Origin of the sequence: Streptomyces sp. NPDC086787 (assembly GCF_044745865.1) — a bacterium.
In the GTDB taxonomy this organism is placed as follows: domain Bacteria; phylum Actinomycetota; class Actinomycetes; order Streptomycetales; family Streptomycetaceae; genus Streptomyces.
The window spans coordinates 16,517-30,941 of sequence record NZ_JBIVBC010000026.1; the positions used below are offsets into that span (position 1 = coordinate 16,517).

The following is a 14,425-nucleotide window of genomic DNA, read 5'->3' on the forward strand; positions in this document are numbered from 1 at the left end:
CAACTACTCCAGTTACGGTCTCAGGTCGAGGCGAATGTATTCCCAGTATTTCCATTGCCGGCGATACGCATCCAATGCCATCCCCTCCGCGCCGGTGAAAGCGTCATAGGCTCGATTGTCCTTGATCACCAAGAAGTGGTTGTGCCACTCTCCGTTGGGATCCCGCTCGGACGGGCCAAGTCTTGACCCGAGACTGTCCTTCATCTCATAGATATGCCCACCAACCTTTCCCTTGATCACCTCTGCACACTCCAAGCAGTTGCTCATAGTGGGGACAGGCCAGCCGCTTGAGTTGATCTTGGGAGTCCCGGAACCGGACGTGCCCTCGGCTTCACGGAGGGCTTGTCCGAGGCCGTCGCTGAAGCGATCGATTCCGTCGGCGATACCGTAGCCGCCTCCGACTAGCAGTGTCGTGCTGGCGGCGATGGCTGGAGCACCAGCCAGGCATCCGAATCCGGTGATGCAGAGTGCGCCGCCAGCTATGTCGCCGCTGGCACCGACGCCCATGCTCAGGACGCCGACCCCGGTCTCGCCCAGTCCTGTCCAAATGTCCGGGTTGCCAACGATTGCGGCTGCGTAGTTACCGACTGTGTTGGCGGTGTCCTTGAGCCAGCCCGGTATCCAGCTGCCGTCATCGTCCTGCTGGGGCTGATTTTTCTTCTGTTCCTCGTACCACTGCCTCAGCTCCGCCTGAGCCTGTTGTTGTTTGGCGGCTGCGATGCGGTAAGCAGCGGTTGCTGCCTGTGCCGCAGCTGTGGCGTCTTTGCCTGCTGCTGTGGCTGATGCTCGGGCGTCCTGAGCTGCTGTCCAGGCGGAGTTGGCGGAGCTGCGGGCGGCGTCAGCCGAGTACTGAGCTTGAGTGGCGGAGGTGATCGCTGCGGCTGCTGCGCTTTCGGCGTTCTGCTGAGCCTTGCGGGCGGTGTTGGCTGATGCGGCGGCGTCTTTGGCGGACTGTTCGGCCTGAGTGGCATAGCCGTCGGCCTGGGCCGCGAATTTTTGGGCGTCCTTGGCCGACTGGTCGGCCTGCTTCGCGTATCCGGCAGCATCGGTCGCGGCTCTGGCGGCGGTGGCCGCAGCTTTGCCTGCCTCGGCCGCGTTCTTCTGTGCAGTGGCGGCCACGCTCGCGGCCTGGGCGATCAGTTGCTGGACCTGCGCCTCGTGGGTGGCGCCGAGTTGGTCCTGGCGCTGGGCCTTGAACTGACCGACAGTGATGAAGGCGTGGAGCAGGCCGGAGGGGCCATCCAGGGCAATGCGGGCTGCGGCCTTCTGTTGTGGGCCGGTGTTGTGGTTGCCGGGGTCGGTGAGTTGGGCGGCGCGGACGCGTTCGTCCTGGGTGCGTGCCTGCGTGTCGCCTGTGGTGATGAACTGGCGCAGGCCGTCGGAGGTGTCGGCGTTCAGCACGGCGCGTCCGGCCTGTTGTTCGATCGGGCCGGCATTTGCGATGGTCCGGGCGACGACCAGGCGCATGTCCTGCTTCATGGCCTCGTATTGGCCTGTCGCAAGAAACGCGCTCAACTGGCCGTTGTCACCTTCGAGGGCCCTGGAGGCGGCGGCGCGGATGTCGGCGGAGCCAGCGGTCTCCGCGAGGTGTTCGGCGTCCTGGCGGTCGTCCTGGCCCGCGGCGTCCTGGCGGCCGGTGCGGATGTAGGCGGTGATGTCAGTGTCCGTGCCGGCCAGGGCTACCAGCGCTGCGGACTGGCTCCACGGGCGGCCGGTCTTGGCTGTCGCCAGGGCAACCTTCCGGACCTCGGGTGCGATCTTCGCCGGGTCGGCATCGGGCTGACCAGCTTGGTCGGCGAGCTTGTCCGCCTGGGTCCGCAGGTCCTTGGCCTGCTGAACGGCTGTTTGTTGCGCGGTGGTGCGCTGGTCTTCTTGGGCTTTGAGGTCCTTGGCCTGGGCGATGGACTCGTTGGTCCGCGCGGTCATCTGCTCGGCCTCGATACGGACGGCAAGGTCGTGGACCGTTCGCGCCTTGGCGACGGCCGCGCTCGCGATCTCGGCATCCTTCTTCGCCTCTTTGGCGTGCGCCGCGGACTGCTTGGCAGCAGTCGCCGCCTGTCCTGCGTGGGCGGCGGCGTCGTCGGCGGCCTTGGCCGCGTTGTCCGCGCGGGTGGCCGCATCGCTCGCGGCGTCACGGGCTTCCGCGGCGGCTGATGCCGCCTCGTTGGCCAGGGCGACGGCGGCGTTAGCGGCACGGGCCGCCTCGCGGGCGTGACGGTGCGCGGCAGCTGCGGCGGTCTGTGCCTGGGCGGATTGGGCTGCGGCCAGGTCGGCCGCGTCTGCAGCGTTGTCGGCGTCGCTGCCTGCGCCGGCGGCTTCCTTCGCGGCAGCACCGGCCGAAGCCGCAGCGGTGCGAGCCGCATCGGCGGCCGTGGCGGCGGCATGGGCGCCTGCGGCGGCGGCCCGCGCGTCCTGAGCCGCCTTGCGAGCGGCGCCTGCCTGGCCTGCGTTGATGGCTGCGTTCGCTGCTGCGTCCCGGGCACGGGAGGCGGCCTCGGCGGCACCGGACGCGGCTGACGCGGCTGCGGCGGCGGCGTTGGCGGCGACACGGGCGGCGTTGGTGGCGGCCTGAGCGGCGGTGATGGCTGTCTGCGCCGCGTCGGCGGCCTGCTGGGCGGCTGACGCGGCTCGGGCGGCTGCGGCCGCCGCGTGCTGAGTGTCCTTCTGCGCGGCCTGGGTCTCCGCGGCGGCCTTCTGCGCGGCCGCCTTGGCGAGCTTGGCTGCGGTCACCGCACGGGCAGAGGCGTCCTTGGCGGCCTGGGTCTGCTGCCCGGCCAGCTTGCCCGCCTTCGCCGCCTGGTCGGCGAGCTGCGCGATCGTGGCGTGTTCCTGGTCATGGGCGCGGGCCACGTACTGGCCGACTTGGAGGAACTCGTGGATGTCCTCCGGCGTGCCGTTCAGCGCGATCCTGCCCGCCGCCACCACGTTGGTGCTGGCCACGCTGAGGATCTGCGCGACCTGGACGCGCTCGTCCTGCTCGCGTCGGTCGAACTGCCCGTCGGTGAGGAAGGCACGGATGTCGTCGGGTGAGTTGCTGTCGAGCGCGGCGCGGCCCGCTTTCTGTACCTCGGGGCCGCCCGCGTCGATGATCTGTGCGATGCGCACCCGCTGGTCCTGGAGCAGCGGCGCCTTCCACCCGTCCTTCAGAAACGCCTTCAGGCCGTCAGGCGAGTTGCTGTCGAGGGCCGTGCGGGCGGCATCCTGGAGGCTCAGGCCGCCGATGCTGGCGACCTGAGCGGTCGCGACGCGGTCGTCCTGGAACTGGAGATCGGAAGTCTGGGCCAGAAATGTCCTGACGTCGTCGTCGCCGCCGATGAGCGCCACCTCCGCGGCAGCCCTCACACCCGGGCCGCCCGACTCCCACAGGCGCACCACCTTGGCTCGCTCGGTGTCCGGGAGGGACGTGCTGCTACCGCTGTCTGGTGCGGTGTCGTCGGCTCTGGCGGGGCTGGGGGCGGGTCCCAGCAGACCCAGCACGAGCGCGCCGGGCAGCAGGCCCAGACACAGCGCGCGGAACGCACGCCGTCGGCCTGCCACTTCGGCTCCCCGTGAGCGTCGTGGATATGTCACTGCCAACTCTCTTCATTTGGTGGAGGAATGCGCGCAGGGGTGCGTACCGGCTGGGTCCGCGAGCATGGTCAGTACTCGCGGACCCAGCGCGGTGAGTGTGTGAGGAGCCACCGGCCGGGCTACGCCCGAGGCCGGGGCTCCATCTTGAAAGCGGGGTTCCGTCGTGAGGTCTGTCGGCGACGACGTCATGTACCGGGTTGTAACCCCGCTGAACAGTCGGCGGCGGTCAGCTGTCCGCAAGCCGCCAAGGCCGCTGAATGGCCCTGTCCGTCTGCCGGTAACGAGCCGTGTGGCGGCTTCGGTGCGGTCTTAGGAGTCTGGCGGGCCCGTGTACGGCAGTTGCGGAGAGACTGCCGTACACGGCGAGGAGGCAACCGTCCCACGCAGTGGCGTGGCCAGAGTCGGCCGTGAAAGTCCCGCGAGGACAGAAGGGGCCAGGGCGGCGAGCAGGTCAGCCGGTGACCCTCAGTTCCAGCAGAACGCTGGGCGCGCCGCCACCATTTCCCTCGCCCACGCTCTTGTAGCCGTTCGGGGCCACAGCCACCGTCTCGGGCTGCGCCGAGGGGTCGGCCTGCGGCCTGAGGTCGGCGCTGATGGGGTGGTCAGCGGTCTCCAGCGCGAAAACACGCGGGAGCTCGAGCTTGAGATAGCCGCTCTTCGCGGTGGCCTTGAAACAGTAGGCACCCTGCGGAGTACCGCCGTTACCCTGCACCGTCAGGACCTCGATCTGCTGAGCAGAGGCGTCGCATGTGGCGAGAGTGATGTTCCCGTCCCCCTTGATCAGCTTGATGCCCTTCTCCTGCTGGATCTGATCCGCATTCGGGTAGGCGAAGTGCTCCACTGCGGACGGCGGCATGGCCGCCGTAGTTCCCCCCGTCGGCTGCGGGTCAGCACTCGCAAGCACCGGAGCGCCCACGAGTACCGCGATGGCAGCAATCCCCGCGACGGGAAGCATCCTGCGCATTCCAGGGGTCACCCGGATTCCTTCCAGGCATGGGTGACAGCACATCTGCAGCCCCCATACACAGACGTAAAACAAAAATAAGTGGTCGACCAGCAGCGTAGATCGTCGCCAGTTACGTAAGCAACATGACCATCATCACAGAGTTCACGAATCGATTACGAGATCTTCACGAGAGGGTCTACGTGAATCGCCGCTGAAGTTGTGTACCGAACACCAGGGATACGCGCCCCGGACGCGCCGACTTCCGTCAGAAAGTGCGAGTAGGCAAGCGCCGTTGAACAAGCGTCAGATCACACCTTCCGCTCTACTCTGTGCGGGCCCCTTCTCCCACCTCACGCTCGATTCCATCGCTTCGGTGCCACTCGAACTCAACACGTCCAAGTCCATCTCCGGCTCGGCGGGCGCTCAGACCGTGTGTGAGATCTGCCGTGGCCCGTTGCAGGTGTGGTCGTTGAGCATGCCGTGAGCGGTGCCGGGGGTGGATATCCGTCGGACTTGACGGACGAGCAGTGGGCGTTGGTGGAACCGTTGCTGCCGCCCGCGAGGATGGGGCCCAAGGGCGGTCGGCGGGAGAAGCATCCGCGGCGGCGGATCGTGGAAGCGATCTTCTACGTCGTGCGGACCGGTTGTGCTTGGCGGCAACTGCCGAAGGACTTCGCGCCGTGGCCGACGGTGTACTGGTACTTCACGTGGTGGCATGACGACGGCACTGTCGAGCGCATCCACGATGCCCTGCGCGGCCAGGTCCGCGAAGCGGATGGCCGCAACGTCGAGCCGAGCGCGGGCTTGATTGATTCGCAGTCTGTTCGTACTGCCGACACCGTTCCAGTCGCCACCAGGGGATTCGACGCTGGCAAGAAGGTCAAGGGTCGCAAGCGGTTCATCGTCACCGACACTCTCGGCCTGCTGCTTGCCGTGCACGTCGTGGCGGCCAGTGTCCAGGACCGCGACGGCGCCCGACGACCGCTGCTGTGGACCCGCCTCGACCATCCAGGTGTCAAGAAGATCTGGGCGGACCAGGGCTTCGCCGGCCGGCTGGTTGATTGGACCGCGACCGTGCTCGGCTGCGATCTGGAGGTTGTTCGCAAAGACCCCGACCAGCAGGGGTTCCAGGTCCAGTCGAAGCGGTGGGCAGTAGAACGCACCTTCTCGTGGATCACCGCTCACCGACGCCTGGCCCGCGATTGCGAGACCAGTCCCGCCCGCTCCGAGACGATGGTCCGCTGGGCGATGATCGGCATCACGGTCCGCCGCCTGACCCGAGTGGGGCCAGTATCCCGAGCAGGCCGACGCCCGTTGACCCGCACCTCGGCCTGATGTCCGGGCGCGAGTCGCAACATCAGCCCGGCTCACCTTCGCCTCCGATGAGCAATGTCACCATCGCTTCCAGGTGCTCGTCGCTGACCTGCGGGACAGTCCAGTTGTTGCTACGCGCGTGGTCGATGAACGTCGGGTCGAGCTCCACGTGGTAGCGCCCCACGTAGTGGGCCAGGTCGGAGTACCACAGCCAATGTCCGTCTGTGAGCAGGTGCAGCCCTCCGATGTATGCCCCAGTCTCGCTCAGCACGTCAGGCACAGCTGACGGCGTGGCGACCAAGGTCGTACCGGCGCGCAGGTACTGAACCAGATCGCCTTCATACCCAGGCGCAGCCATACGCGCTGCAGCTCGGATCGACGGCCCGCCCGGACTGCCGTACTCCAGCTCCCTGAAGCCGCCGACGAGGGGGAACTTGTCGAAGATCACCCGCCCGAGCCTAGAGCACCTCCGAGAGGCCACCGAACCAGATCTCAAACACGGTCTGACAAACAGACTTGACCCGCGGAAACACCTCTCCAAAACCACCCCAACCCCAGCAAGCCAGCCCCAGCAGCAGAACGTCCCCACCGACGCGGGGTCGACCGTCGGCTGCGCCTACGCCGGGCCCCGCAGCGGAGATCCCCACGGATACGGAGGCGACACAGGGCGCGCGTCACGCGCCGGGCTGAAGTCCCTCGTCCGGCGCATCGTTCTCATCGTCCCCACCCCTCTCGACAGCCTCTCAAGCTCTTGGGGCCGCTTCGGCTTCTTCCGCCCGGGACTTGTCTCTTCCAGGCTGGGTACGACCGCGCTCAAGGACTCCGCCTCGGCCGTCAGGCGCTGCGGCAAGACGGCGGGTGCGGTGTCCGAGGTGATCTGGCGGGAGCCGCCCCGGCCGCTCCTGGATCATCTTGATGTCCGTCTTGCCGAGCAGGCGGATCGGAGGGAGGCCGGACAGTTCGAGCAGCCGGTTGAACCGGTGGCTGGTCCAGTCGGGATGGAGCGGTGCGCCGTTCTCGCGAGTCCGGACCCGGCTGCCCTGGATCCGTGCCTGCCGATGCGCCTCCCGCCAAGCGGCCCACAGTTGGAACGTCTGGACCTCGGACGTGACGGCGTGGACGTTGTCCTGCTTGGGAGCCTCCTTGTAGGCGCGGTAGGCGATCTCGACGGTCTGCGCGGAGACACAGAACGTACGGGCGGCCCGCACTCGTGGCAGGTGCAGAGTGCGGGCCGTGTGGACGTGCGGACAGCCGTTACCGCTGTTGCCGGAGTGGCAGGACGTAGGGATCCAGACTCGATTGAACCTCCGAGTCAGGCACCTCTCGGTTGCCCCCCACGCCGTTCCATCCCTCAAGTTCCCTGATCGCGTGGACGGGAACTCCCAGCCCATGGAAGAAGCAGCTGGCGAATGCGAAGAAGGTGGCCTCGCTGCCCAGTTCCGCCTTCACCCACAGGGCGATGTCCACCGTGTCGTCACCGCGCATCGCACGCTCACGAACGCCGAGCGCGATCAACTTGGGGTCCTTCACTTCCAGAACACCACCTCGGCCTTGGTGTAGTTACCAGGAGTGCCTACCGTCTTCACGATCTGGACCCTCCCGTTGAACCCGTACTTGGCAGCCATCTTGCCGGTGAAAGTCAGTCGTGCTGCCTTCCTCGCTCAACATGAGACTCTGTATACCAGCGTTGAAGCTGTCCAGATTGTCCTTCATGTCGCCGCCGAGCCAGGTGCCCCGGATACCCTTCGCGTTTCCGCCGATCTTTTCCATGACGTCGGCGATCATTTCGCTGCCGGCCGGAGTCTTGCCCTCCTTGGCGAGAACGATGAGGTTCAGGATTCCGTCGCTGTCGATGGAACCCATCACTCCGTGACTTCCGCTGCCGTAGTCCTCCGCCCATTCGGTGCAGGGGGAGCCGGCGGCCTGGCTGGTCCTGGCGAGGACCCGGGACAGGCTCCTCGCGGCGGGGAGCCTGGTCTTCTTCAGGCAGCTTTCGCGCAGCTGCTTGATGACCTTGCCGGTGATACCCGAGATGGCTGCTTCGGAGACACCGAGAGTACGCAGGGCCTGGTAGGCGTCGGCTGCCTTGACGGCGTTGGCGATCGGCCGGACGATTTTGCCTACGAACAGGGTGGCGACGTCGAGGGCGGCCCAGCCGCAGCCGCCCCAGTTTCCTCCGCTGCCCGAGATCTTGAGCAGCGAGCCGATCTTCTTGCCGCAGTCGATCCAGCTGCCGAAGAGGATGTCGATCGGGTCGATGTTCGCGTTGAATTCCGCGATCGTGATGGTGTGGGTGACGTCCTTGGTCATCTCCTCGGACGGCTGCTGGCCGAGGTAGACCGCGTCAGCGGTGGCGCAGATGTTGTACGCCGGGTTGAGGTCCTTCGTGGTGCACAGGTAGAGGTCGAGGATCGCCTTGTAGGTGATTCTCGCGGTGATGGTGCAGTCGCCCGTGTAGACGATGTTGCTTTTCCAGTCGTCGCACGCCGACGTCTTGGACAGGGTTTTCGGCTCGCCGACGTTCTCGTAGTGGTCGACCACGTAGAACACGTTGTCGATGTGGCCGGCCGCGTCGAGGATGGTGCCCGTCTGGATCTGCTGCCCGTTTTTCTTGTTCTGGGTCTCCGTGGCGGCTTGTTGGGCTTCCTTGGCGTATTTGTCGGCGTCCTTGGCTGCTTGTTCGGCTTCGGTCGCGGCGGCGTCGGCGCGGGTGGCGGCGGCGCGGGCGTCCTTGGCGTCCTGTTCGGCCTGGGAGGCTGCGGCGCGGGCGGCTTGGGCGTCGAGTTCGGCCTGGTCGGCGGAGGCGCGGGCCTGGGTGGCGTAGCCTTCGGCGTTTCCGGCCGCTCGGTCGGCGGCTGCTGCGTCTTCGGTGGCCTGCTGGTCGTACTCGATGGTGCGGGCCAGTGAGGCGGATGCCTTGGAGGCTGCGGTTGCGGCGTCGGCGGCGTAGCCGAGGGCTTCCTTGGAGTAGGTGCGGGCGTCGGCGGCGTACTGGGCGGCGTTCGCCGCGTGCTGGTAGGCCTCCTTGGCATCACCTTGTGCCTGGTCGGCGAGGTTCTTCGCGGCCTGTGCCTCGGCGTTGGCGTTCTTGGCGTGGGCGTCGGCGACGGCCTGCTGCTGGTCGGCGATGGACTTGGATGCCTGTCCGGTCAGCACGACCAGGCTTGCGGCGGAGTCGGTGTCGACGTAGGGGGAGCCGAGCTGGATCGCGTCGTTGGCGGGAGATCGTGCTCTCGATGCCCGCGCGAGTCTGATACCGCCGACGCCACTCGTTCGTCTTCTGCTCCTCGCGTGCCTTGCGGAGCGCCTCGAGTTCTTCACGGTTTCTGAAGGTCAGGCGTCTGCCGATCCTTCCGGTGCCGCGTGTGCACTGGCTGCGGACAGCGCAGGGCCCGCAGTCGTTGATGGAGAACCAGACCCTGATGACGGCGGCTCCGGTCTGGCTGGTGCTGTCAGACCATCCCCTGCTGCGCTTGCCGTTGGGACAGCTCACCTCCTGGGCCTGCCAGTCGATCGTGAAGCTCTCCTGCGTGAACCCGTCCTCGCCCTTGGCCTGCCAGGCCGCGGAACCCTGGACCGGTCCGACGATCTCGATGCCGTAGTCGCGTTGAGCTGAGACGAGGACACGAGCCTCGGTGTAACCGGAGTCGACGAAGTGTTCAGCCGGCAGCAGGTCCCGCCCGGCGAGGCCTCGGTGGATGGTGTCGGTCACCTGCACATCGTGGACGGGAGCGGTCGTGGTGAGCACGTGCGTGATCAGCCGCCCACCGCTCGTTCTCGTCGACCACCGAGGCCAGGATGCGGTGAACCGTGAACGACACCCCCTCCTTGCGGCGCTCATTCGGCCACCGGTTTGCGGTGTAACGCCAGTCCTCCACCGTCCGCCGCTCGACATCGATGTCGTCCGCGAACATCTACAGCGACTCCGTCACGGTGAACAGGTCGTCCGTGCCGTTCGGCATGGACCCGCCCACCGACCTCATCGGCTCGATCTCCAACGCCATGTCACCCAGGGAGAACTGCGCGCGGGCGACCTGCGCGATCAGCTCCTTGGCCTGGCCGACGAGCTGTTCGTAACGCTGCCGGGTGACGTTCCCGATCCGGTCGGCCACGTCGGTCATGATGACCACCGCCCTCGCCCGGGCCCGGCCCGGTCACCACGACGTGACCGGTCAAAGGGGCGCCAACCCCGGTCACCGTCCACCGTGACGCGAGCGCGACACGCCGGGGCAGAGCGTGAACCGGGCGCTCGAAGCACCAGCCAGACGCCCCAACTCTCCTGCATAGCAAGAGGTGTTCAGGATGCTCGCGAGGCGTTCGGCTACGGCGTTTCCGTAACACCGTTCCGCGACGCCCGCCGCTGACGGCAGGCCCGCACCCGGCAACGGTCCGAGCAGTACACCGCCGCCCTCGACCGCTCCACCCCCACCGTCCACGACCTGCCACAAACCAGGCACTCCGCCTGCTCGCCCTGCTGCATCGCGATGACCCTCCGCCGGGTCTGCTGAAGCCTCCGCCAACGACGTGACCTGCACCGACCCGAGCAGAACACCGCCTCCGCCGCCATCGTCTGCAGCAGCGGATCACCGCACTCTCGGCAGTACCGCCGAGCTGTCCCGCCAGCCCCCACAACCCAGATCATCCAGCCGTACACACCTCACGGCCAGGGATCAAAAACACCTACTTATGGCGCCGGTAGAACGTGTAACGGGTGGGCGTAAAACTGGCGGAGATCACCGCCACGTGTGCCCGGTGAGTGCGAGGGCGGTTGCCGGGCACCGAACAGGCCTTGTCACACGGTGTCTTGAAGCCGTCACCCGGTTGCTCGGGCTGTGGGCAGTGGCCCTTAGGGTGATCACTCGGGAAACTGCTGAATCGTCAGGTGCGGGGGACCAGTGCGCAGGAGTCGAGCGATCCAGAGGTCGGCGCTTCGGGCGGGCGCGGCGGTTATTGTCGTCAGTGCGATGGCGGGTTGCGGCAGTGGCGACGGCCACGGGACGCCGGTGACGGCCCATGCGTCGGCTCAGTCGAGGGTGGCGTCGCGTCCGGTCCACGATCCGCCGGCGGCGTTTGCGACCGGCCGCTCCGTCCCGTTGCCGGGGGACGCCGTCGAGGGCCGTTTGACCGTGGGCGGCACGTTGAACTCGCCGCTACCCATCGCCCTGTACAAGACGACGGCTTTCATCGCGACAGCCAGCCGTATGCGGGTCGTGGACACCTTGTCCGGCAAGGTTGCAGCCACGACCAGTCCTCACAACGCACCGGATTCAGACAGTGAGTGGGCCAGCCCGGGTCAGGCGTCTGCGCCCCTACTCGCCACCTCTGCGGGGGCTCGGATCGTCATCGCCCCGTTCGTCGTCAAACTGACCGGTACGGGGACGCAGGCGAGTCACGTTGCCGTCGAAGTTACCGCCACCAGCGCGGACACCCGCAGGGTTCTGTGGCGGGTCATGCTCCGTCCGCCCGAGTGGAACAGCGCGGGCGCTCTGCAGGCCACTGTGGTCGGCGCGGATCACGGCGTGGCCGTAATCCGTGTCTCTACTAGCGACGACGACTACTCCGCCGCCTACGGCATCGACCTGAACAGGCCACGCCAGCTTTGGAGCGTCGACAAGTTCGAGGCATGCGCGGTTACCAGCGAGATTGTGGCGGGAGCGCTACTGGACGGCGATGAGCAGCGGCCCGCCGGGTTCGACCTGGCCACCGGCAAACGGCTCTGGCAGGGTTCGGTCGGCACCGGGGTGGGTGTCGGCTCAGTGGGCCCGGGCCTGCTCCACGTTCGCGGCGAAGACCCCGACAACGCAGCCCCTTACCATCGGCTCGTCGACGCTCGTACCGGCCGCACCCTGCACACTCTCCCGGACGACCTCGGTGACTCGGATACCGACTGCACGTATGACGGCCTCAGCGTTCTCGTCTGCTCCTACGGCATGGGGGGCTCGCGAGTCGCCTACGGCCTGGACGCCGCCGACGGCAAGGTGCTGTGGCACCTGCCGGACAAGCGAGCCGATCGCATCGCCCCCAAGGTCACCACGGCATGGCACGGACGCGTCTACGGCGAAACCGCCGAAGGTGTGATCGCCCTCGACGCCCGCACCGGCAAGGACCTGCCGAGCCCCGGCGCCGCGCCCCTCCTGGTCAACGAATCAACTGGTATCGGGCTCGGCGACTCCGGCCTCACCGCATACCCCACCAGCAGCTGACACCAAAGGGACACCCCAGCAAGCGCCTCGCTCGGCGCAGAGCCGGTGCGGTAGAAGCGGCGCGCCAGCGGTCGGCGCACTACCTGGCCTTGACCTCGTTTCTTATGGTGCAGGTGAGGGCTGGATGGCCTGGACAAAGCCCAACTGGTCAAGCAGCGAGCTGAAGAGGTCTTCTGCGAAGGTCTCGTGTGAACGAAGCAGCTCTTCGATTCTGAATCTCTGTGTCGTAACCCGGATGCCGGCGGCTGCGGCCCAGGCAACGGCACCTTCGGCGTCGGTGGGAATCTCCGCATCGAGCTCCGCATGCTTATGTCTGACGGCGTCGTGGAACTCTGGCGTGTCCAGCCCCAAGAGTTGGTCATCGAGGTCCTCGGGCTCCTTGACCAGGAGCCTGGCGGCGATGTCCAGGTTCAGCCATGCCTGCCAACGCTGTCCGGTGGTGTCCAGCCCGGTCACGAGAGCAAGGTCACTGTCGGAGACGTCGGCGACGCAGGCCGGGGCCCCGCTCCACTCAACCAGGGCGGGCAGGTCCGCGTCGTCCCATATCCCGTGATCGAACTGGAGCGTCTGCCAGCCGCCAGGCCGTGACTCCCATGTGTGCACGGTGGCCTTGAGCTCTTCGTCGATGCCGTCGAATACGATGGCTTCCAGCAGAGGGTGGTTGCTGCGAGCAAAGACCAGGTGACCCGAAAATCCCACGGAGTTCCTCCTTCGAGACGTTGGGCGCACCCTATGGGCTGCTGCTGACAACGCAGGGATGGTCGGCATCTGCTCGCCGCCAGTCCGGCTCATCTACTGAGACGGCGATACCCGATCAGAGCTGCGGCGATGGCAACGAACGCGAGGAAGTGTTCGGCTTTGCGTTCATAGCGGCGGTGCAGACGTCGGCAGCCGGCCAGCTAGGACACGGTTCTCTCGACCACCCAGCGGTGGCGGCCCAGCCGTTGGTAAGACTCGCGGCCCCTGCGAGCGATGCGGTGGCGGATACCGCGCTCTCGAAGCCATCGGCGCAGGTGGTCGTAGTCATAGCCCTTGTCGGCGTGCAGCTTGGTGGGCCGTCGGCGCCGGGGGCCGCGGCGGGACCGGATGGGAGGGATGCCGCGCACGAGTGGCTCAAGGCCCTGGCTGTCGTGCATGTTCGCGCCGGAGATACCCAGGGACAGGGGCAGTCCATTGCGGTCGGTGATCAGGTGGATTTTCGATCCGCTCTTGCCGCGGTCGGTCGGATTCGGTCCGGTCAGTGGCCCCCTTTTGCCGCCCGCACGCTGACCGAGTCGATGGCGCACCGCGACCAGTCCAGCTCACCGCGAGCGCCGAGTTCGTCGAGGACGACTCGGTGGAGCCTGGCCCACACCCTGGCCCGGCTCCACTGGGCGAAGCGCCGGTAAACCGTGGGCCAGGCCGGGCCGAACACCGGCGGCAGCTGCCGCCACGTGCAGCCTGAGGCCGCCACGAAAATGATCGCTGCCAGGGTCTCGCGGTCACCGGCCCGTCGTCGACCCCCGCCCTGCGGGCGCTTCACCTCCGTCGGCGGCACCACTCGCCGGAACAGCATCCATAACTCGTCCGGTACCAACCGCTCAACGAGATCCGTCATGTACGGCTCAACGAACGATCACACCAAAGGAAACGGTGTCTAAGGGCTCGCAGAGAATCAAGGTGTTGCTTCCCGCGGTTCGGCTCGTTGGTGTGGTATGCGCATATCTGGCGAGACCCGTGGTCAACTTGCAGTGAAGTTTGAGGTGTTGTTTCCGCATCTGGACGAGCGGCAGCGTCGTCTGCTGATGGGAGCTGAGGCTCGGATCCTGGGCCACGGTGGGATCCGAGCGGTCGCCCAGGCGGCCGGGGCCAGCGAGACCACCGTCCGCAAAGGGGTGGACGAGCTGGAGGCCGGGGCGGAACCACTGGGCCGGGTCCGCCGTCCCGGTGGTGGGCGCAAGCGGGCGGCAGCGATTGATCCGGAGCTGCGACCTGCACTGTTAGCACTGGTCGAGCCAGATGTGCGTGGGGACCCGATGTCGCCGCTGCGCTGGACGACGAAGTCGACACGCAAACTCGCCGACGAACTCACCAGGCAAGGGCACCGCGTCGCGGCGGACACTGTCGCCGACCTGCTGCGGGAGGAGGGGTTCAGTCTTCAGGCCAATGCCAAGACCGTCGAGGGCGCTCAACACCCCGACCGCGATGCCCAGTTTCGTTACATCAACGACCAGGCCAAGGAGCATATGGGTGCCGGTGATCCGGTGATCAGCGTGGATACGAAGAAGAAGGAACTGGTCGGCCCATACAAGAATGGAGGCCGTGAGTGGGAGCCGAAGGGAGCTCCGGCCCAGGTCAAGACCCATGACTTCTTGGACCGGCAAGGACCGGGCAAAGCGATCCCGTACGGAAT

At 67.0% G+C, this 14,425-nt stretch carries 12 protein-coding genes and 1 pseudogene; 3 read left to right on the forward strand and 10 right to left on the reverse strand.

Annotated elements, in window-relative coordinates:
* Positions 1-12 precede the first annotated feature (12 nt).
* Both ACIPK3_RS32740 and ACIPK3_RS32745 read right to left on the reverse strand, forming a co-directional pair.
* Positions 13-3,537, reverse strand: a complete 3,525-nt coding sequence (locus ACIPK3_RS32740; RefSeq protein ID WP_402575633.1) for an ALF repeat-containing protein — start codon at positions 3,535-3,537, stop codon at positions 13-15.
* 484 nt (positions 3,538-4,021) lie between these two features.
* Positions 4,022-4,426, reverse strand: coding sequence for a hypothetical protein (locus tag ACIPK3_RS32745; protein WP_402575635.1), 405 nt, complete (start codon positions 4,424-4,426; stop codon positions 4,022-4,024).
* Between the two features lie 570 nt (positions 4,427-4,996).
* Here ACIPK3_RS32745 and ACIPK3_RS32750 point away from each other — a divergent pair.
* On the forward strand, positions 4,997-5,851 hold the full coding sequence (locus ACIPK3_RS32750; protein WP_402575637.1) for an IS5 family transposase: 855 nt from the start codon (positions 4,997-4,999) through the stop codon (positions 5,849-5,851).
* Positions 5,852-5,873: 22 nt separating this feature from the next.
* Here ACIPK3_RS32750 and ACIPK3_RS32755 read toward each other — a convergent pair whose 3' ends face one another.
* The 6 genes from ACIPK3_RS32755 to ACIPK3_RS32780 all read right to left on the reverse strand — a co-directional run bounded on the left by ACIPK3_RS32755 (position 5,874) and on the right by ACIPK3_RS32780 (position 9,951).
* Entirely contained in the window at positions 5,874-6,278 is a 405-nt protein-coding gene (locus ACIPK3_RS32755; protein ID WP_402575639.1) for a hypothetical protein, read from the reverse strand.
* Positions 6,279-6,573: 295 nt separating this feature from the next.
* Positions 6,574-7,038, reverse strand: a complete 465-nt coding sequence (locus ACIPK3_RS32760; protein WP_402575641.1) for a hypothetical protein — start codon at positions 7,036-7,038, stop codon at positions 6,574-6,576.
* Positions 7,039-7,084: 46 nt separating this feature from the next.
* Complete coding sequence (locus ACIPK3_RS32765; RefSeq protein ID WP_402575643.1) at positions 7,085-7,360, reverse strand: hypothetical protein; 276 nt, start codon at positions 7,358-7,360, stop codon at positions 7,085-7,087.
* 1,501 nt (positions 7,361-8,861) lie between these two features.
* A complete protein-coding gene (locus tag ACIPK3_RS32770) occupies positions 8,862-9,578 on the reverse strand; it encodes a transposase (RefSeq protein WP_402575645.1) in 717 nt (238 codons plus the stop codon).
* On the reverse strand, positions 9,490-9,744 hold the full coding sequence (locus tag ACIPK3_RS32775; protein WP_402575647.1) for a DUF6192 family protein: 255 nt from the start codon (positions 9,742-9,744) through the stop codon (positions 9,490-9,492). The genes ACIPK3_RS32770 and ACIPK3_RS32775 overlap by 89 nt, the downstream gene beginning before the upstream one ends.
* A complete protein-coding gene (locus tag ACIPK3_RS32780; RefSeq protein ID WP_402575649.1) occupies positions 9,745-9,951 on the reverse strand; it encodes a hypothetical protein in 207 nt (68 codons plus the stop codon). It abuts the gene before it with no gap.
* A gap of 1,005 nt (positions 9,952-10,956) precedes the next feature.
* Between ACIPK3_RS32780 and ACIPK3_RS32785 the strand changes: the two genes are divergently transcribed.
* Positions 10,957-12,033 (forward strand): PQQ-binding-like beta-propeller repeat protein, encoded by a 1,077-nt coding sequence (locus ACIPK3_RS32785; RefSeq protein WP_402575651.1) that lies wholly within the window; start codon positions 10,957-10,959, stop codon positions 12,031-12,033.
* A 102-nt stretch (positions 12,034-12,135) separates the two neighbouring features.
* Here the strand turns inward: ACIPK3_RS32785 and ACIPK3_RS32790 are convergent, their stop codons facing one another.
* Both ACIPK3_RS32790 and ACIPK3_RS32795 read right to left on the reverse strand, forming a co-directional pair.
* Complete coding sequence (locus ACIPK3_RS32790) at positions 12,136-12,732, reverse strand: hypothetical protein (RefSeq protein ID WP_402575653.1); 597 nt, start codon at positions 12,730-12,732, stop codon at positions 12,136-12,138.
* Between the two features lie 89 nt (positions 12,733-12,821).
* Positions 12,822-13,630: pseudogene (locus ACIPK3_RS32795) on the reverse strand (IS5 family transposase).
* Positions 13,631-13,727: 97 nt separating this feature from the next.
* Here ACIPK3_RS32795 and ACIPK3_RS32800 point away from each other — a divergent pair.
* The coding region (locus tag ACIPK3_RS32800) for an ISAzo13 family transposase (RefSeq protein WP_402575655.1) at positions 13,728-14,425 on the forward strand (698 nt) is incomplete at its 3' end.